General features: G+C 63.4%; 23 protein-coding genes. 7 read left to right on the top strand and 16 right to left on the bottom strand.

The window, feature by feature from the left end:
- Positions 1–76 precede the first annotated feature (76 nt).
- The 8 genes from V1292_RS30780 to ytfQ all read right to left on the bottom strand — a co-directional run bounded on the left by V1292_RS30780 (position 77) and on the right by ytfQ (position 8,450).
- Positions 77–979, bottom strand: coding sequence for an SMP-30/gluconolactonase/LRE family protein (locus V1292_RS30780; protein ID WP_334376297.1), 903 nt, complete (start codon positions 977–979; stop codon positions 77–79).
- The gene (locus V1292_RS30785) at positions 976–2,115 is read right to left on the bottom strand and encodes an aldose epimerase family protein (protein ID WP_334376298.1); all 1,140 of its coding nucleotides are present in this window, start codon (positions 2,113–2,115) and stop codon (positions 976–978) included. Before V1292_RS30785 ends, V1292_RS30780 begins: the two co-directional genes overlap by 4 nt.
- Positions 2,112–3,044: a Gfo/Idh/MocA family protein gene (locus V1292_RS30790; protein WP_334376299.1), complete on the bottom strand. Its 933-nt coding sequence runs from the start codon at positions 3,042–3,044 to the stop codon at positions 2,112–2,114. Before V1292_RS30790 ends, V1292_RS30785 begins: the two co-directional genes overlap by 4 nt.
- Complete coding sequence (locus V1292_RS30795) at positions 3,041–3,820, bottom strand: FadR/GntR family transcriptional regulator (RefSeq protein WP_334376300.1); 780 nt, start codon at positions 3,818–3,820, stop codon at positions 3,041–3,043. The genes V1292_RS30790 and V1292_RS30795 overlap by 4 nt, the downstream gene beginning before the upstream one ends.
- On the bottom strand, positions 3,817–4,800 hold the full coding sequence (gene yjfF / locus V1292_RS30800) for a galactofuranose ABC transporter, permease protein YjfF (RefSeq protein ID WP_334376301.1): 984 nt from the start codon (positions 4,798–4,800) through the stop codon (positions 3,817–3,819). The genes V1292_RS30795 and yjfF overlap by 4 nt, the downstream gene beginning before the upstream one ends.
- Entirely contained in the window at positions 4,797–5,780 is a 984-nt protein-coding gene (locus V1292_RS30805) for an ABC transporter permease (protein WP_442895639.1), read from the bottom strand. Before V1292_RS30805 ends, yjfF begins: the two co-directional genes overlap by 4 nt.
- Positions 5,781–5,803: 23 nt before the next feature.
- The gene (locus V1292_RS30810) at positions 5,804–7,348 is read right to left on the bottom strand and encodes a sugar ABC transporter ATP-binding protein (RefSeq protein ID WP_334376303.1); all 1,545 of its coding nucleotides are present in this window, start codon (positions 7,346–7,348) and stop codon (positions 5,804–5,806) included.
- A 136-nt stretch (positions 7,349–7,484) separates the two neighbouring features.
- Complete coding sequence (gene ytfQ / locus V1292_RS30815; protein WP_334376304.1) at positions 7,485–8,450, bottom strand: galactofuranose ABC transporter, galactofuranose-binding protein YtfQ; 966 nt, start codon at positions 8,448–8,450, stop codon at positions 7,485–7,487.
- Between the two features lie 322 nt (positions 8,451–8,772).
- Between ytfQ and garD the strand changes: the two genes are divergently transcribed.
- Entirely contained in the window at positions 8,773–10,308 is a 1,536-nt protein-coding gene (garD, locus tag V1292_RS30820; protein WP_334376305.1) for a galactarate dehydratase, read from the top strand.
- A gap of 55 nt (positions 10,309–10,363) precedes the next feature.
- On the opposite strand, the gene V1292_RS30825 is transcribed toward garD, so the two are convergent.
- Entirely contained in the window at positions 10,364–10,819 is a 456-nt protein-coding gene (locus tag V1292_RS30825) for a host attachment family protein (RefSeq protein ID WP_334376306.1), read from the bottom strand.
- 143 nt (positions 10,820–10,962) lie between these two features.
- Between V1292_RS30825 and V1292_RS30830 the strand changes: the two genes are divergently transcribed.
- Both V1292_RS30830 and V1292_RS30835 read left to right on the top strand, forming a co-directional pair.
- Positions 10,963–11,295 (top strand): hypothetical protein, encoded by a 333-nt coding sequence (locus V1292_RS30830; protein WP_334376307.1) that lies wholly within the window; start codon positions 10,963–10,965, stop codon positions 11,293–11,295.
- A 129-nt stretch (positions 11,296–11,424) separates the two neighbouring features.
- Complete coding sequence (locus V1292_RS30835) at positions 11,425–11,856, top strand: CBS domain-containing protein (protein ID WP_334368021.1); 432 nt, start codon at positions 11,425–11,427, stop codon at positions 11,854–11,856.
- Between the two features lie 277 nt (positions 11,857–12,133).
- On the opposite strand, the gene V1292_RS30840 is transcribed toward V1292_RS30835, so the two are convergent.
- Positions 12,134–12,343 carry a DUF6496 domain-containing protein gene (locus V1292_RS30840; protein WP_057847722.1) on the bottom strand — a complete coding sequence of 70 codons (210 nt, stop codon included), beginning with the start codon at positions 12,341–12,343 and terminating at the stop codon, positions 12,134–12,136.
- Between the two features lie 513 nt (positions 12,344–12,856).
- Between V1292_RS30840 and V1292_RS30845 the strand changes: the two genes are divergently transcribed.
- Positions 12,857–13,168 (top strand): hypothetical protein, encoded by a 312-nt coding sequence (locus V1292_RS30845; protein WP_334376308.1) that lies wholly within the window; start codon positions 12,857–12,859, stop codon positions 13,166–13,168.
- A gap of 242 nt (positions 13,169–13,410) precedes the next feature.
- Complete coding sequence (locus tag V1292_RS30850; RefSeq protein ID WP_334376309.1) at positions 13,411–14,133, top strand: DUF72 domain-containing protein; 723 nt, start codon at positions 13,411–13,413, stop codon at positions 14,131–14,133.
- 100 nt (positions 14,134–14,233) lie between these two features.
- On the opposite strand, the gene V1292_RS30855 is transcribed toward V1292_RS30850, so the two are convergent.
- The 3 genes from V1292_RS30855 to V1292_RS30865 all read right to left on the bottom strand — a co-directional run bounded on the left by V1292_RS30855 (position 14,234) and on the right by V1292_RS30865 (position 14,913).
- Positions 14,234–14,470 carry a hypothetical protein gene (locus tag V1292_RS30855; RefSeq protein WP_057847844.1) on the bottom strand — a complete coding sequence of 79 codons (237 nt, stop codon included), beginning with the start codon at positions 14,468–14,470 and terminating at the stop codon, positions 14,234–14,236.
- Positions 14,471–14,554: 84 nt separating this feature from the next.
- Positions 14,555–14,725 (bottom strand): hypothetical protein, encoded by a 171-nt coding sequence (locus tag V1292_RS30860; protein ID WP_213285307.1) that lies wholly within the window; start codon positions 14,723–14,725, stop codon positions 14,555–14,557.
- Positions 14,726–14,757: 32 nt separating this feature from the next.
- Positions 14,758–14,913, bottom strand: a complete 156-nt coding sequence (locus V1292_RS30865; protein ID WP_176722019.1) for a hypothetical protein — start codon at positions 14,911–14,913, stop codon at positions 14,758–14,760.
- A 441-nt stretch (positions 14,914–15,354) separates the two neighbouring features.
- Here V1292_RS30865 and V1292_RS30870 point away from each other — a divergent pair, with 441 nt between their 5' ends.
- Entirely contained in the window at positions 15,355–15,582 is a 228-nt protein-coding gene (locus V1292_RS30870; RefSeq protein WP_334376310.1) for a DUF2188 domain-containing protein, read from the top strand.
- Between the two features lie 161 nt (positions 15,583–15,743).
- Here the strand turns inward: V1292_RS30870 and V1292_RS30875 are convergent, their stop codons facing one another.
- On the bottom strand, positions 15,744–15,893 hold the full coding sequence (locus V1292_RS30875; RefSeq protein ID WP_176722018.1) for a hypothetical protein: 150 nt from the start codon (positions 15,891–15,893) through the stop codon (positions 15,744–15,746).
- A gap of 30 nt (positions 15,894–15,923) precedes the next feature.
- Entirely contained in the window at positions 15,924–16,268 is a 345-nt protein-coding gene (locus tag V1292_RS30880) for a cupin domain-containing protein (RefSeq protein ID WP_334376311.1), read from the bottom strand.
- A 534-nt stretch (positions 16,269–16,802) separates the two neighbouring features.
- Between V1292_RS30880 and V1292_RS30885 the strand changes: the two genes are divergently transcribed.
- Positions 16,803–17,027 (top strand): hypothetical protein, encoded by a 225-nt coding sequence (locus tag V1292_RS30885; protein ID WP_334376312.1) that lies wholly within the window; start codon positions 16,803–16,805, stop codon positions 17,025–17,027.
- Positions 17,028–17,045: 18 nt separating this feature from the next.
- On the opposite strand, the gene V1292_RS30890 is transcribed toward V1292_RS30885, so the two are convergent.
- Complete coding sequence (locus V1292_RS30890; RefSeq protein ID WP_334376313.1) at positions 17,046–18,380, bottom strand: c-type cytochrome; 1,335 nt, start codon at positions 18,378–18,380, stop codon at positions 17,046–17,048.
- Between the last annotated feature and the right edge of the window lie 6 nt (positions 18,381–18,386).

Consider the following 18,386-nt stretch of genomic DNA (forward strand, 5'->3'; position numbering starts at 1 on the left):
ATTGTCGGACCGCTGGCTGCGGTTTCTTGAAACTCAGTCGCTCCCGCGCGTTTGTGCCGCGCCTCGTCTTCCTCCATCAAGCCGTTGCAAGTTTGACGTCCGGTTCAGGGCGGCCACGCGCTGCAACGTCGAGCACGAAGGTGCGGCCATGATCAGGATCGGCGCGTTTCGCGTCCTCCCCCATTCCCTGCCAGGCCGAGGTAACGAGCAGGCGCGAAAGATCCTGCCCGATGAAAGCGGGACAGCTCGATTGCCGTGCCGGAACGCCGAGGCTGCGCAGATGCTCGCCTTGCGGACTGTAGACGTCAACGCAGCCGCCACCCCAGCGCGCGTTCCAGATCAGCCCGTCGGCATCGACCACCGCACCGTCGATGCCGCCGCCGCCTCGCCTGGCGATCAACGGGGCGGGCGCGCCGCGCGGCAGGCCGGTCGCCGCATCGAGCTCGACGCGGACCAGCACGTTCTCCCCGGTGTCTGCGAAATAGCCGATGGTTCCATCCGCCGAGAAGCAGATCGCGTTGGGAATCGTGATGTGATCATAAAGGCGCGATAGCTCGCCGCCATGCAGCGCATAGATGGCGCCCAGTCCGCGCTCGGCCTGGCGGCCCATGGTGCCGATCCAGAAGGTGCCGGACGGGTGCACCCGTGCATCGTTCGAACGCGTCGCGGCATTGTCGGCTTCCAGCGGACGGTACAGCGTCATCCGTCCCTCCGCGGTATCGCGGATATAGAGGCCGTCATCAGCGACGAGCAACTGCCGATGCGCGTCGATCCGCCCAAGCGCGCTGCCCATCACGCCGAGGGAATGGATCGTGGTCCGCCCGGTATCGAGCTGCGCCTCGAACAGCCGGCGCCCGATGATATCGAACCACCAGGCGGTATCGGTGGCGATGTCGTAGGTCGGCCCCTCGCCAAGATGGCACCGCTCGCTGCAGAGAACGGTCGTCGGCACCTCTTCCTTCTTGCAACCACCAATCATCGCCCGCTCTCCCCGGGCAACTCTACCACGGATTGTGTCCCGATTGCGCCTTGGATCGCATGCGTGAAGCGATACAGCGTGGAGTGGCGATAGACCTCGCCCGGCGAAAGCCGCGCCGTCGGGAAGTCCGGCCGGTTGGGCGTATTAGGCCAGGCGTGCGGCTCCAGGCAAATGGCGTCGGACTGGCGGTAGAGACGGCCGCCCTTTCCGGCGGTGGTGCCGTCCAGGAAGTTTCCGGAATAGACCTGCAGGCCTGGCTGGTTGGTGAACAGTTCGAGCACGCGGCCCGATATTGGCGCGGCCAGCCGCGCAGCGAAGCGAGGCTCGCCACCCACCGGCGCAAGACAGAAATTGTGATCGTAACCGCGTCCCACGCGCAATTGCGGATGGTCGTTGCGGATGCGCGCGCCGACCTCGATGCCGGCACGGAAGTCGAACGGCGTGCCCGCGACCTCGCTGGGCGGCTGCGGCAGCGGGATCGCAGCGGCGTCAATGGCGAGGAAATGATCCGCCGCCACGGTGAGGTGATGATCGAGAATGTCGCGGCCCGAGCGCGCACCGGAAAGATTGAAGAAACTGTGGTTGGTGAGATTGACGACGGTGGGGCGATCGGTCCGCGCCGTCATCTCGAGCAATAGTTCCATTGGCCCGACAAGACGCCAGGTCACCTCCACATCCAGCTTGCCAGGATACCCCTCCTCGCGATCGGCGCTGGTATAGGCGAGCGCCACGGCCGGACGATCTCCATCATCGATCCGGACGATGCGCCAGTTACGGCGATCGAAGCCCTCCAGCCCACCATGCAACGCATTGGCCCCGTTATTGGCCGCGAGTTGCACCTTGGCGCCATCGAGCACAAAGCGCGCACCGGCGATGCGGTTGGCATAGCGCCCGACGGTCGCACCGAAGAACTGGCGACGAGCGAGATATCCCTCGAACGCGTCGTGGCCAAGCACGACGTCGTCGCGACGTCCGGCGGCATCCGGCACCAGCAACGCCTGCAAGCTCGCGCCATAGGTGATGATGCGCGCCTCCAATCCGTCTGCGCCTTGCAGGACGATGCGCTCGACTTCGCTGCCGTCAGGCAGGACACCGAAGCGGGAGCGCTCCACGCGAGGGATGGACGGCGTGTTCATGTCTCGTCCTCGAATGGCTCAACCGTGCGGCGTCGCCCCAGCAGAAACGCGTCGGCGACGAGTTGCAGCGGCGCAAGATCGACGTCGCTGTCGCCGGTTGCGGCGAGTTCGCGAAAGCGGCGATAGAGCCCGGCATACTCGGCCTCAGCGGCATCGACGAGCTCGATGCCCCCTGCCCTCAACCTCGCGCCACCCAAGGAAAGTGTGACCGGGCCGCCGTCGGTATCGAGATCAATGTCCCAGCTCTGCGGACCGGTCTGGCGGAAGTCGAACTCGGCCGTGATCTTCAGCCCCTGCGCGTCACTGAGTGCAAGGGTCGCGGCGATCGGCGCGTCGCGATTGGCGGGGAACGCGAGATCGGCCGAGGTCACAAACAATGGCTGCGGCAAAATCCGCGTTAAAATCGAAAGCGCGTTGATGCCGGGGTCGAACACGCCGAGCCCGCCCGGCTCAAAGATCCAGACCTGTCCGGGATGCCAGACCCGCACATCTTCCTTCCAGGTAATTTTGACAGCCGTGACCTTCCGGCCGGCCAGCAGTTGCCGCGCAGGCTCGACAGCCGGAGCGAAGCGCGAGTGCCATGTGGCGAACAGCGTGCGTCGCGCGGTCCTGGCAGCGATCACGAGCGGATTGATCTCAGCCACCGTGGCGCCGGGCGGCTTTTCCAGCATCACGTGCTTGCCGGCGGCAAGCGCCATCGTCGCCTGCGCCTGGCGAACCTGCGGCGGAGTGCACAGCGCCACTGCGTCGATCGGTGGACCGTCGCGCAGGAGTTCATCGAGCGTCGCCGCATGCGACACGCCGGGAAGCGAGGCATTGCGGCTCGCGACGGCAACCAGCTCCACGCCGTCGGTCGCAGCGATCGCCGGCACGTGCTGGTCGCGCGCGATCTTGCCGAAACCGACGATGGCGACGCGAAGCGGGTTCATGATTGCTCTCCAGGTTCGACCACCGTGGAGACCGCAGGCGCGGCGCCGGACGATGGCGAAACGTCCTCATGACGGCGCAATCCATTGTGGATCACCTCGATCATGGCCGCGGTGGCTGCCTCCGCGTCGCCGCTGGCGATCGCATCGACGATGCGCTGATGCCACAGCAGCACGGTCTCGCGGTCCTGCGTTTCAACCGGGGCGCTGAGCAGGAACGAAGCGCGCAACGCCGCCTCGATGACGTTGCCGATCGAGCGCATGAACAAATTGCCGGAGGCATTGGCGACGGCGAGATGCAGGGCAAGATCTCCGTCGGCAAAACCGACGGAGTCGGAAGCCTCACGCCGCATCCGCTCCATGCTCCGATTGAGTTCGGCGATGTCGGCCTCCGAGCGGCGGCTGGCGGCGAGCGCAGCCGCCCGCGGTTCAACCGCAAGCCGGATTTCGGCGAGATCGTTGAGAAAACGCCGGTCGATGCCGGCATCAAGATGCCAGGCCAGCACGTCGGCATCGAACATGTTCCAGGCGCCGCGCTCGCGCACCACGGTGCCGACCCGCGCCTTGGTGGTGAGCAGGCCCTTGGCAACCAGGGTTTTGACGCTCTCGCGCAACACCGGCCGCGACACGCCGAACATCGCCGTGAGTTCGGCGTCGCCCGGAAGGCGGACGCCTTCGGCGTAACGGCCGGCGATGATGTCGACGCCGATGCTGCGGGCGACCTCGGCGTGGTTAGAATGCGCGCGCCGCGTCGGGATGACGACAAGCCGGGAGGTCATGATTTGAGAACTCCTGCCTTACGGGGGCCGGCGCGGCGGGCGATGCCGAGCATGGCCTGCTGCAGGGCGATGAAAGCGAAAAGCAGGATACCGGTCACGATCTTGGTCCACCAGCTCGACAAGGTTCCATCAAAATTGATGTAGGTCTGGATCAGGCCCTGGATCAGCACGCCGAGCAACGTGCCGACCACCGAGCCCTGCCCGCCGGTCAGCAAGGTGCCGCCGATCACCACGGCCGCGATCGAATCGAGTTCGACGCCGACCGCGGACAAGGAGTAGCCCGCCGCAGTGTAGAAGGAGAACACAATGCCGGCGAGCCCCGCAAGCACGCTCGACAGCATGTAGATGCGCACCGTCATCGATCCGACCGGTATGCCCATCAGTGCGGTCGTCGCGCGGCTGCCGCCGAGCGCATAGACGTTGGCCCCGAAGCGGGTGAAATGCAGCAGCACGGCGCCCGCCGCGACCACCGCGAGCATGATCAGGGCAATGGCGGTGAGCCGGCCTCCCCCGGGCAGCCGCAGCGCGAAATCCGATACCGTCGAATAGAGCGGCGCGCTGATCGGCGTCGATTCCGTCGACATCAGAAAGCTGGCGCCGCGGGCGAGGAACATGCCGGCCAGCGTGACGATGAAGGGCGGCATGTCGAAGACGTGGATGATGGCGCCCATGGCCGCGCCAAACGCGGCGCATAGCAAGAGGATCGCCGCGAAGGCGACCAGCGGCGGCACGCCGAGGCGCTCGATCGCCAGCGCGACGAAGACGGTGGTAAAGCCGATCACCGAGCCGACCGACAGGTCGATGCCGCCCGAAATGATCACGAAGGTCATGCCGGTAGCGACAATGCCGAGAAAGGCATTGTCGGTCAGCAGATTGGCCGCCACGCGGGTGGAAGCGAAATTGGGGAATTGCGCCGTGCAGAGCGCAAATCCGACGACAAAAACGATGGCCGTTATCGCGATCGGCGGCAGCCGCCTCATTGTCGCGCCCTCCCCAGCACGGCCCCGGCGCTGGCGAAGCGCGGCGACTGCAGCAGCAGGACGATCAACACGACAGCCGCCTTGACCAGGAGATTGAACTCCGGCGGATAGCCCGACAGCAAAATGCCGGTGTTCATGGCCTGGATGATTAACGCGCCGACCATCGCCAGCACGAGGCTAAAGCGTCCGCCGAACAGCGAAGTGCCGCCGATCACGACGGCCAGAATGGCATCGAGTTCGAGCCAGAGCCCGGCATTGTTGGCGTCCGCGCCCATGATGTCGGCGGCGGCGATAACGCCGGCGAGCGCCGCGCACAGGCCGCACCAGACATAGACCGCGAGGATCATGGTGCGGGTGCCGATCCCCGCCAGTTCGCTCGCCCTTGCGTTGCCGCCGGTCGCCTCGATCAACAGGCCGAGCGCCGAGCCGCGGACCACCGCGCCGGTGACAACCAGCATGCCGAGAACGACCACGACCGGCGTCGGCACGCCGAACACAGCGCCGTTACCGAGCCAGACCAGGTCGGACGCGGTGAAGGTGACGATCCGGCCCTCGGTAATGAGCTGCGCAACGCCGCGGCCCGCCACCATCAGGATCAGAGTGGCGACGATCGGCTGGATGCCGAGCACCGCAACAAGGAAGCCGTTCCACAACCCGCACAGCAACCCGGCGCCGAGCGCGGCGGCAAGCGCCAGCGGCAATCCGTAGGCGTCGGCCAGGCTCGCGGCAATGGCGCCAGCAATCGCCATGACCGCCCCCACCGACAGATCGATGCCCCGCGTGGCGATGACCAGCACCATGCCGAGCGCAAGCAGCGCGACCGGCGCGCCGCGGTTCAAGACGTCGATCAGGCTGCCGAACAGGCGTCCATCCTGCATCCGCAGATCGAAGAATTGCGGCGAGACCGCGCGGTCGATCGCAAGGATCACCAGCAAGGCGACAATCTGAGCGAGGCCACGGCTTTGCAGCAGTCTTTGCATCATGGTTGGCATCATGGTTGGCATCATGCTTGCCCGGCTTCCGCGCCAATGGTGCTGCTAGCGGCAATCGCCGAAAGAATATTGGAGATGTCGATGGCCTCCCCTTCCAGCTCGTCGATGTGGCTGCGATCGCGCAGCACGATCACCCGGTCGGAATAGGTCACGATCTCGTCGAGCTCGGAAGAAATCACCAGGAGCGCCAGGCCGTCGTCGCACAGTTCGCGGATCAGGCGGATGATCTCGGCATGCGCACCGACATCGATGCCGCGGGTCGGCTCGTCCAGCACCAGAACGCGCGGCGCCGTGGCGAGCCAGCGGGCGAGCAGCACCTTCTGCTGGTTGCCGCCGGACAATAGCCCGATCGGCCGCTCCGGCTCCGGCGGGCGAATGTCGAGCAGGCGGATGAACCGCGTCGCGATCTCGTCCTGTTCGGAACGAGACAGCGGTTTTGCGAGGCCGCGCTTGGCCTGCAGCGCCAGCACGATGTTTTCGCGCACGGTCAGGTCAGCAATGATGCCCTCGGTCTTGCGCTCTTCGGGGCAATAGCCGAAGCCATGGGCAACCGCATCGCGCGGCGATTGCAGCCGGACCGGCTTGCCGTCGACAGTGGCGCTGCCGCTGTCGGCGCGCTCGGCGCCAAACACCAGCCGCGCGGTTTCGGTGCGCCCCGATCCGAGCAGGCCGGCCAGGCCAACCACCTCGCCGCGGCGAAGCTCGAGATCGAACGGCGCAACGTAGCCGGCCTTGCCGTAGCCCTCGAAGCGCGCGCAGAGCTCCCCCGCCTGCCGTATTTGCGCTGCCGCGCGCTCACTCGTCGTCTCGGCGAGTTCGCGGCCGAGCATCATGCGGATCAACTCGATCCGCGGCAGTTCGGCAGTTTTCCGCTCGCCGATCAACCGGCCGTTGCGCAGGACCGTGATGCGGTCGCAGATCTCATAGACCTGATCGAGGAAATGCGTGACGAAGACGACGCCGATCCCGCGCGTGGCCAGCTTGCGCATCACCGCGAACAGGATCTCGACTTCGTGGCGATCGAGGCTCGCGGTCGGCTCGTCGAGGATCAGCACGCGCGCCGACTGGTCGACGGCGCGGGCGATCGCCGTGATGTGCTGCACCGCGACCGAATAAGTTCCGAGCGGCTCGGCGACGTCGATATGCAGATCGAACTCGGCCAGCAGCGCGGTGGCGTTCCGGCGCATCTCGGCCTCGCGCACCAGACCGAACCGCGTCGGCTGCCTGCCGAGATAGAGGTTTTGCGCCACCGACAGGTTCAGGAGCAGATTGACCTCCTGATAGACGGTCGCAATCCCCGCATCGACCGCTGCCTTGGCCGAGCGCAGCGCAACCTCGGTGCCACTGAGCCTGACAATGCCGGCATCGCGCGGGAAGACACCGGTCACCGCCTTGATCAGCGTCGACTTACCTGCGCCGTTCTCGCCGAGCAGCGCGTGGATTTCACCGGCCCGCAAGGTGAAATCCACCTCCTGCAGAGCCCGCAGCGTGCCAAAACTCTTGCTCAGGCCCCGCACTTCCAGCAGAGCCGTGCCCGGGTCGGAAACTGCATTCATGCCGGCATTACTCCCACCGACGTTCGCGTCGAACGCGAACGCCTGGCATGTGCGCCTCATGAGGCGGATTCGTCGAGAAGGCTTTTGCCGCCGGGACCGGGGCTGGCTTGGGACCCGGCGGCATAGCGTCGGCCGATCAGTAGCCGAGGCCTTTCTTGCTGTCGTAGATCTTCTGCGGATCGTCGGCCGCCGTGTAGAGCTTCGATTCTGTCTGGATCCAGTTCGGCGGCACCGTTCCCTTCGCCTTGTAGGCCATGATGGCGTCGAGCGCCGGGCCTGCCATGTTCGGCGTCAGCTCCACGGTGGCATTGGCCTCGCCGGCCGCGATGGCCTTGAAGATATCAGGCACCGCATCGATCGAGACCGTCAGGATGTCCTTGCCGGGCTTGAGGCCGGCCTCCTTCATCGCCTGGATCGCGCCGACCATCATGTCGTCGTTGTGCGCATAGACCGCGCAGATATTCTTGCCGCTGCCTTCGGCCTTGATGAAGCTTTCCATCACCTCCTTGCCCTTGGCGCGGGTGAAGTCGCCGGTCTGGCTGCGCACCACCTTGAGGTTGGCGTTCTTGGCGACGACGCTGTCAAAACCCTTCTTGCGGTTGGTCGCGACGCTCGCGCCGACCGTGCCCTGCAGTTCGACGACGTTGCATGCTTTCCCGGCTACCGTCTTCGCCAGCCATTCGCCGGCGACCGCACCTTCATGCACGCTGTCCGAGGTGACGGCAGTGAGATACAGCTCCTTGCCCGACGGATCGATGTCGCGGTCGAGCAGCACGACCGGAATCTTGGCTTCCTTCGCCTCCTTCAACACCGCATCCCAGCCGCTCGACACGACCGGCGCGAGGAAGATCGCGTCCACGCCCTGGGCGATGAAGGAACGGATCGCCTTGATCTGGTTCTCCTGCTTCTGCTGGGCGTCGGCGATCTTGAGCGTGACCTTGCGCTTGGCTGCCTCCGATTTGGAGACCGAAGTCTCCGCCGCCCGCCAGCCCGATTCGGATCCGATCTGGGAGAAGCCGACGGTCAATTCAGCGGCGGTTGCCGGGAGCGAGAGGGTGATGGCGGCCAGAGCGGTGGCCGCAAGGAGGGCTTTGGAGGTCATGAGGCGCATTCTCCCAAAAATGTTGTCAGGGTGCCTGGCATCACCGAAATCCGGTATCTAAGCACCTTTAGCGCTGTCCATGGCGGCAGCGCGGGAAATATTTCACGGAAGATTAGCGCTGACTAGTCATATTATTTGACTATTTGGTTCCAAACCCGCGCCCCGTCAGCCGAGCATTTGCTTCCCACAGGAGGCAGGTGCCCTCACCGCCCGGCGTTTTGCCCGGCGGCTGCTTGATCACGCGCGCGGTTTGACCTTGATTGCCTCACTCACACAGCGCAGCTACGCGTTGTCTGATACCGCCCGCGAACAAGGATTCGATATGCAGCCCGTCACCGCGAAACCGCTCTACATCCGCATGCACGCGGACGATAATGTCGCGATCGTCGCGAACCGCGGAGGTCTGCATCCGGGCGCTGAGTTCTCGTGCGGTTTGCGGCTGATCGAACAAATCCCGCAAGGCCACAAGGTTGCCCTCGCCGATATCGGAGAAGGCGAAGCCATTCGCCGCTACGGCGAGGTCATCGGCCATGCCGCAGCGCCGATCGCCAAAGGTAGCTGGGTCAAGGAATCGCTGGTGCAAATGCCCGACGCGCCCTCGTTCGATAATCTGCCAAGACCGAACGGCGGCGCGATCAGGCTGCCGCCGCTGGAAGGCTACACGTTCGAAGGCTATCGCAATGCCGACGGTTCGGTCGGCACCCGCAACATCCTCGCGATCTCGACCAGCGTGCAATGCGTCGCCGGCACGGTCGAATTCGCACTGGAGCGGATTCGCAAGGAGCTATTGCCGAAATATCCCAACGTCGACGACGTCGTTGCGGTCACGCATGCCTATGGCTGCGGCGTTGCGATCAACGCACCGGGCGCCGCGGTCCCGATCCGCACGCTGCAGAACCTGGCGCGCAATCCCAATTTCGGCGGCGAGGTGATGATCGTTGGCCTCGGCTGCGAGAAGCTGCAGCCCGAACTGCTGTTGCCCGAGGGCATGAGCGCCGATGACGAAATCATGCGCATGCAGGACGAAGGCCTCACAGGCTTCGGCGAGATCGTCGAGGATATCGTGCAGATGGCCGATGCGCGCCTCAAGATTTTGAACCAGCGCCGCCGTGAAACCTGCCCGGCTTCGGCGCTGGTGGTCGGCATGCAATGCGGCGGCAGCGATGCCTTCTCGGGTGTCACTGCCAATCCTGCACTGGGTTTTGCTGCGGATTTGCTGGTGCGCGCCGGCGCCACTGTGATGTTCTCTGAAGTGACGGAGGTGCGCGACGCGATCCATCTTTTGACGCCGCGCGCGGCGACCCAGGACGTTGCCGACGCGCTGGTGCGCGAGATGGCCTGGTATGACCGCTATCTCGCCGGCGGCGAAGCCGACCGCAGCGCCAACACCACGCCGGGCAACAAGAAGGGAGGCCTCTCCAACATCGTCGAGAAGGCGATGGGCTCTGTGATCAAGTCCGGCACCAGCCCGATCGCGGGCGTGCTGGCGCCGGGCGAACGCGCCAGCCAAAAAGGGCTGATTTTTGCGGCGACTCCGGCAAGCGATTTTGTCTGCGGTACGTTGCAATTGGCCTCCGGCATGACGCTGCATGTCTTCACCACCGGCCGCGGCACGCCCTATGGACTTGCCGCCGTGCCGGTTATCAAGGTCTCGACCCGCAGCGAGCTGAAGCAACGCTGGCACGACTTGATCGACGTCGACGCCGGCAGCATTGCAACCGGCGATGCGACGATCGAGGACGTCGGCTGGGAGATATTCCGCCTGATCCTCGACGTGGCGAGCGGCCGCGAGACCTGGGCCGAACACTGGAAGCTGACCAACGCGCTCGCGCTGTTCAATCCCGGTCCGGTGACCTGACCGGGAGCAAGATACCTGAACTGCGGCCGCCGCGAGATACGGTGGCCGTAAGCGGCTAAGCCGCCATCAGCCTTTCGATATCGGGTATCGGATGGGAAGTTAGTTGCTTCGGAATCTCGCCCACGACCCGCTCTGCCACTTCGGCATGAAAGGCCTGTCGAAGGTTGCCCAGAACTTTCGCCGGTGCGACCACAACCAATTTGTCGAAATGATTGCCATGGGCCAGCCGATAGAGCGCGTCGGCAATGGTACCAGCGAAGCGCTCTTCGGCGATATAATGCCAGTCGGCTTGCTCCATTGCGCTTCGGGCTGCGCCGACGCTCTGGACGGACCGCCCGGGGCGATCGGTTCCCTGTTCGCGCGTCGCCGGATTTTCCTGCTCGAGCACGTGCTCGACTTCCAGATTGAGCTGCTGCGGGGTGCCTTTGTTACGGAGAAAGAGGGCCTTTTGGCCATCGCCGATGAGAACAAGTGCGTTGTGAGAAATGCGGGGTTTCGCTTCAGAGGTCATATTCGGTGCTCCATGTGGCCCAACGCGCGAATTTCTGGCTGGTTGCGTCTACCGGAACTTTCTCCTCCATTGACTTAGCTCCCGGAACCAAAGTGGGTGCGACGCTTTGTGCCCGCGGGCAGCATTCGAACGAGGAGGAACTTATGAGGAAGATCGCAATCGGCCTTCTGGCCGGCACGGGTCTGCTCCTGACAGGCAGTGCAAATGCGTCTGACATCTACACCGACAGCGAATACAAAAACTCCGACCTGATACAGCAGGTCCGCATGGTCTGTGACGATAGCGGACGCTGTTATCGCACCCGCGGCAGCAGCCGCGTCATCGTCCGCGATTCATACGCCTATGCACCACGCGAGCGATATATCGAGCGTCGATACTATCGCGACCGCGATTGGGACGACGGGCCGCGAGCCGGCGTTGGCTTCCGGGCACCTGGCGTAAGCGTGGGCGTCGGCGTGGACAGCAACCGCTGGTAGGACAATCGAGGAGAGACTTCGGGCTCGTCTGAGGTCTCTCCACCAGTGTCGGATTATTTCATTGCCCACTGGAACAGCGATCCGACGTGCCTGTTAGCGGGTGAAGAACCGGCAAGCGGAGAGACTCACATGAAAGTTTCCGATGCGATGACACCCGAGGTTCAACTCTGCACTCCCGATGACACGTTAAGAGACGCCTCGCAGGCCATGGCGGCGCTCGGTGTCGGGTTGCTCCCGGTAACGGACAATGAACGCCTGGTCGGCATGATTTCCGACCGCGATATCGCGATCCGCGGGATCGGCATGGGCCGGGGCCCGGAGGCGCGGGTCGGCGACGTGATGACGGCCGACGTCAAGTACTGTTACGAAGACCAGGATCTCGACGAGGTGTGCGCCAACATGGGTGACATCCAGGTCCGTCGCCTGCCCGTGCTCAATCGCGACAAGCGGCTCGTCGGCATCATTGCGCTGGGCGACATCGCGCTGGTGCAAAGCGGCAATGGGACGGGTGCGGCGTTGAGCCGAATTTCACGTCCCGGCGGGCAGCATGCGCAGGTTTGATCTGCGGAAAAGCCGGTAGAAACGTCCCCGTTCATTTTGCGCGGGATGACAGGAACCCTGGTCAACCGCTCGCCGTTCTAATGGTCGTCCTGCGGACGGGGGCGCCGAAGGAGCGGCGTAGACCGATGACACGAAAGCCAACGTTCCCCCGAAGCCGAAAAATGTCGCCGTCCCGAAATCCCGAGCGCTATCGGCCTCGTGCGCTCGACGATTTCGGGGATGAATTGCTTGACGATTGGATGGTAGCGTATCCCGCCGCTGATCTGGCCCGATCGGACTAAGACTTCTTCTTCGAACGCTTCTTGGGCACCTTGGCGCCCCTTTTCCGGGCTTCGGACAGGCCGATTGCGATCGCCTGTTTCCTGCTCTTTACCTTCTTGCCGGATCGACCGCTCTTCAGCGTGCCGGCTTTGCGCTTCTTCATGGCGCGGCCTACCTTCTTTGCCGCGCCCTTTGAGTATTTGCGCTTCTTCGCTTTCTTCGCCATCTCTGCTAGTCCGCAACAGCTCCGTATCAATCAGCGATACTCCCTATGGTTCCTTTGCACCTCGCTTTCGATCCCGGCGGTTCGGCCGCCTTTCGCACTGCAGGAAATTCTCCTGCGTTTCGCTCCGCGTCGCAGCAAGGACATATGTCAGGGATCAGACAGACGACAGCTCGTCGGGGGGTTAGTCTCGCGACGAGGTAAGCCAGATGTTCGCCGCCCTCTTACCCATCGAATGTCCGCGTTGCGTCAGATGTCTGACTCGAATGCGATTGGCCAACGTTGTCTTGGGTGCCGACCGTTCCGAAAAGCGAACCTTCGAATGCGCAAAATGTAACGCTACCGAAATCAGGTTCGTTGCAGATCCGCTCGATTCAAAAGAACTCAACCGCCTGACAGACAACATCAGGCCACCGGCATGAACCTGACGCGAATTGCGATGCAGATCGGAATCTCCTGCGCACGTGTGGCCTTCAGCGCCGTCGGCCCCTTCATCAGACATATGGCTTGACTTGGATGACGTTGCTGCCCGCGATTTTTACCCTGGATATCGGCGGAAGACCCACCCTCGCTTTCGAAGCCAAGAACTTGCGGGAATCCCAGCAGCTTTGTCACGAGCATTGGCTGCGTCAGGACATCGCCGGCTTGACCTCGAACGGTGCACCTCTCTGGGATGGCAAGGCGCGGCTCCGGGCCCGACGCTCGACCGAGAACGAAATTGCCCTGTACCGGGAAGCTGCGCGGGATGCCGCGCAGCCGCGGGAAGACCTGCTGCTGGCCTTTCTCGTGGAGCTGGACGACCTCGAAGAGGCGCCGGACCACGCCTGATGCTCACTCAGGTCGCGTTGTCGAGAAATGGCTGCAGCCACGCCGCTGCAGTCACCTCTGCCGCATGTCTGGTTGCTCACACTGATCCGATGCCGGAACAACTCAGCATCGCCGATCATTCTCATCATCAACCGATACGGAGGACTTTGGAATGAAAGCGCTGGCGTGGCATGGCAATAGCGACGCTTGCCGCGAGCACGAGAAGGACGGCTTCATCAAGGTCGTCGTGAAGCCGTGATGCCATGCCGCGGGTCCTGATCGGCACGTCGGGTTGGCACTACGATTCCTGGCGCGGGCCGTTCTTTCCCGAGGGACTGCCGCTCAAGGAGCAATTGCAATTTTATGCCGATCAATTCCCGACCACCGAACTGAACGGGGTGTTTTACCGGACGCCGACGCCGGAAGCGGTAAAGGGCTGGCACGCGCAGACGGGGAGCAATTTCGTATTCGCCTGGAAGGCATCCAAATTCATCACGCATTGGAAGCGGCTCTCGGAGAATTCGGTCAACAGCCTCGAACTGCTCGAAAGCCGCCTCTCCCTGCTCGGCAGGAAGGCAGGACCGGTGCTGTTTCAGCTACCACCGAATTTCCAGGCCAACACCGACCGGCTTGCCTCGTTCTTCAAGCTGCTCTCGAAGAAGCGCCGGTACAGCTTCGAATTCAGACATCCGAGCTGGTACGAGCCCAGGATCATCCGGCTGCTGCGCGAGCAAAACGTCTCGCTTTGCATTTCCGACCATCATGACGCACCGGCGCCGTGGAAGCGCACCGCCGATTTCGTATACGTCCGCGGGCATGGGCCCGGCGGCCGCTATAGAGACCATTATGGCGAGGCCGCCCTTGCCGGTTGGGCCCGTCGCATCAGGGCCTGGAAACGGCAGGGCTGCGACGTGTTCGTCTATTTCGATAATGACCAGAAGAGCGCCGCGCCGGCCGATGCCCGACGCCTGATCGAGCTAATGTGACACGCCTGACGGCGTGAACCACGACGCATCTTGGCTCGCCTTGCGACGATCTGACATCGGGAGATGCTCGGACGCGGCGGATTCCGATACAAACACGCCATCAGGCCGACGCTAGCACCGGATGTTCGGACTGCTGCCGCCTGAATTGCTGATAGGCCGCGATTGCCTTGTTGGCCAGCATCAACCGCCGCCGCTCGCCACGCCGCACCATCAGTTCTATCGTGTCGCTGAGAAAGCGGCCGGCCACCATCGCATCACCCAGCTCTCCCGTACGCTCGAGATAGTCCCAGGCGATTTCAATCGAACTCTCTATCAATAGGGGCAGCGGTTCCGTCATCTTCGCGTCCAACCATTTTTTGAAAGAACGCCCGTCGACAATCTCCGTTCCTGCAGTAGCGGATGGCAGCCTGTGCGGAAACGCTCACGGTCCTCCGGCAACAGCTCCCGCAATCACCATCGTCAGATCGTCCAGATCGATCTTTCCCTTGACGACGAGGCCTTCGGAGTCATCGATGCTGAGCGCCCGCGGATCATTCGCCGCCTGCCGTTTCAGTTCAGCAACGATTGCTTCCTTCAATTTCTCTTCAAGCATTGCTGCGTCTCGATTCATCCGGCAGCGCCGGGCTAATGGGTGTTGGTCTCATGCCACTTTTCCAAGTCTACTTTCGACGACGACCGCTGCTCCTTCTCCGGCTTCTCTTTCCACGGCTTGTCAGTCTGCTTGTGCGATCCCCAGTCGGTCTGCTGGCGCGGATCATCGGTGGGCTTTTCCTTGCTCATTTGGACACCTCCAGAATTGGAAGCGGAATGCACGGGATTTAGTTCCGATAAATCGGTGGATCAGGGTTCCAACGTCTAGAATCGTACAGACAGGCGATGTTCCCGCCTCCTAATCTTTCCGAATGGACAAGAAAAAGGTCGAAGATCGGCCCCAGCGGGACCTGCATTCCGAAGCGCTGGCGGCGCTGGAGAAGGCGCGGGCCATGCCTCATGGTCCTGCACGAAGCGAAGCTTTGAAGCGCGCAGGTCTTCTACAGAACGCGGCCGACATGCAGGGACTGACATTTGCCAAGCGTGGACGTCCCCCGAAAACCTGACCGTCCCCTGCAGGATGTCCCCGGAGCCCGGCACAGCGCGCGTAACGCCCTGCCAAAGCGGTCACGCGATCGGAACCCGGCAACCGTCTCGACGTTGGCCTTGCGAACAGCAAGGGAGGCTCCGATGGGATTGGCCGAATACATGATCGTCTCCGAGCCGGACGGCTGGACGGTCCTCCATGACGGGAATGCGCAGAATAGATATGACACGAAGGAAGCAGCCTTCGAGGCGGCCGTCGCCGCCGCGTCGCTGGCGATGCGCCAAGGGCACGAGATTCATATTAGCGTCCCCGGTCGCGACGGCGGTTACAAGACCCCACTCGGCGCCGAGGACGCGCAAGGCGTGCTGTGATGCCCGCAATCCAGCGAAGTCGGATGTAGATCGTCGTAGTCGGATGTGGAGTCATAACCCGGATGAGCGAAGCGTCATCCGGGTGTCTCGGGCACCTGTCTGTCGCTTCGCTCATCCGGGTTACGAAGATGCTCCCTTAGAGAATCGAATTTTTCCCGGCCTCAGCCCTGGTTCTCCCGATACCGCTGCTTCACGATTTCATCGCCGGCCTGCGTCGCGGCCCTGTTGCGATAACGATAGCTCAGCGTCCCATAGATCAGCGCGGTAAGAAGCACGAACGCTCCGATAAAGTAGACTGCTTCGAGTCCCATCACGTTCTCCCAAAATCTTGTTGTGTGCGACTACGCTTTTACTTCGTCGCGGCCATGCACTTGCGCGGGCGGCGCGGTCGCCTCCACAGCCGTAAATGGTTCGAGAATGCGATAGCTGTGTTCGGCATGCGCAGGCACCAGCCACGAGTCGCCCGGCTCCAACTTTATTGTCTGGCCCTCGATAACAAGTTCAGCACGTCCATTCACGACATAGCCCACCGTTTCGTAATCTCTCGGCCGGGATATGTCGGTGTGCGGCTGTTCGTTTTCCCATAAGCGCATCGAGAGGTGTTTGCCGGAAACGAGATAGGTTTGACCCATCGTTCCCTTGGGTGCGGTTTTGCTGGATACCTTCTTGACGGTGCTGTCGCTCATCTGCCGCTCCATCTCGCTTCACCTGGAGTCAATTGGGCGTGGCACTGCCGGTTCCATTTAATGCTTCAATTTAACGGCGCCTCCTGACCGGACGCAGGAGGAACCTGATTCTCCGGTCCGCGTTTCTGAAGATCGATGGAAGTCGGGGAGGATTTTGTGGACGACTTCAGGGACATTCAACACGGCGTCAACGATCCCGTTGGTGGCCTCGACGTCAAGCGACGGTTCAAGGACAATCAGACTGAGCACGAACGCGCCCAATCCGCGGCGGACGTTCGCTCTATCGCCGTTGCCGCTCCGGACGAAAAGTTCTTGCCGGAAGCCTTGAGGCGCCGACCAACGGGTCCGCTCAACCCGCGAACCGGCCGTCGTCCTGCTCCGTGAGCAGGACGCGCGTTTTGTTACGCGCATGGGAACCGGCCCGATCGTCAAAAACAAGATCGTGATAGGTGACGCAGACCACATTCGCGCGTGACCGTTGGCCGTAATGCAGTGGTGCAAGCCACACTGCATATCGAGCCAACGGAGTTTTCCATGAAGCGTCTGTTGATTTCCGGATTCGTGGCAGTCGCCCTGCTCGCTGTCGCAACCACGATGCGCTCGTACTCAATTTCCAATGAACGTTCTACCGTAACCACCGGCGTGGCATTGTCGAAGAAATCTCCGGCCTCGGCGGGCGTAACCAGGCTTCCGATCGAGGAGTTCGAGGATATGTCGCTGGTCTTTTCGGCGCCTGCGAAACATACGAAGCCGGAATAGCCGCTACGCCGCGCCGCTCTATCGCCTGGTCGCCCGCTCGAGGAATTGCACCAGCGCGGCGCGGTCCTGCTCCGAGCCGATGCGCTGCTCCGGCATCTTGGTGCCGGGCGTGTAGGCCTGCGGCCCGACTTCGAACAGTTTGGAAACCGTCTCCGGCGTCCAGACGATATCGAGGCGCTTGAGCGCTTCGGAAAAATTATATCCGGGCGCGGTTGCAATTCGTCGGCCAAAGATGCCGGCGAGCGTGGGGCCTGCGCGGTTGACCTGATCGGCACCAAGCGTATGGCAGGCCACACAGGCGCGAAAGACCTCCGCGCCGCGATCGCCGGCATAGGCGGCGAGCGGATCTCCTGCCGTTTCCACGAGAAGCGGATCGACCGGCTCGCCCGTTGCGGCGTTCCAGCGCCGGATGATGTTGTCAGCGCCGCCCGTGAGCAGCGTGCGGCTGTCGGGTGCGAATACGACCGACCAGACCGGAAGGCCCGGGCCGACCAGCGTGCGCGCGAGCGTACGCGCCTTGCGGTCGATCACCGCGACCGTGCCGCCGATGCCCGCGGCGGCCACATGCGCGCCATCAGGTGAAATCGCAATCGAGATCACCGGCCTTGGCCCTGCCGCAACCTCGCCGGCGCGCGCGCCGCCGGCGGTCAGGAAGTAAACCTTGCCGTCGGCACCGCCGACCGCGATTTCACCGTCACGGCCTACGGCCACGGCGTTGAGCGGTGTCGGCATCGGAACGACGGTCGGCGGCTGCGCACCCGACAGCGGCCAGATGCGGACGCTGAGGTCGTAGCTGACGCTGACCAGCGTGCGGCCATCGGCCGTAAACGCCACGCCGTTGACGTTCTGCGTATGCTCATCGAGCACGCGCGGCGTGCCGCCTCCGAGCGGCCAGAGCCGCACCGTGTGATCCCACGAGGCCGACGCGAGCGTCGCGCCATCAGGCGATACGGCGAGCGCCACGATCGGCGCCGTGTGGCCTTCGAGCACCGCGTCGGGCTCTGCCTTGCCAAAGGTCCATATGGCGATGCGACCGTCAGCGCCGGCGGTCGCTGCGCGTCCGTCCCCGAGCAGCGCGACCGCGTTGATCGCGTCGGAATGGAAACGAAGCACCTGCTCGGCGGCATTGCGCGTCATCGACCAGCGGATCGCGGTTGAATCGAAACTGCCGGAGATCGCGCTTTGGCCATCGGCCGAGATCGCCAGCGCCCGAACCGGCCCGCCATGCCCGCGCAGTTGCGCGACGGCGGCCGTTGCGCCGATCGGCAACGCGATCAGCACGGCCGCAAGCGCCAGAAGCGCCGACCGGCCTGCCTTGCGACGTGAAGCTTTCGCCGAATCGCTGGATGCCATTCCTGC

It is taken from the genome of Bradyrhizobium sp. AZCC 1719 (assembly GCF_036924525.1).
In the GTDB taxonomy this organism is placed as follows: domain Bacteria; phylum Pseudomonadota; class Alphaproteobacteria; order Rhizobiales; family Xanthobacteraceae; genus Bradyrhizobium.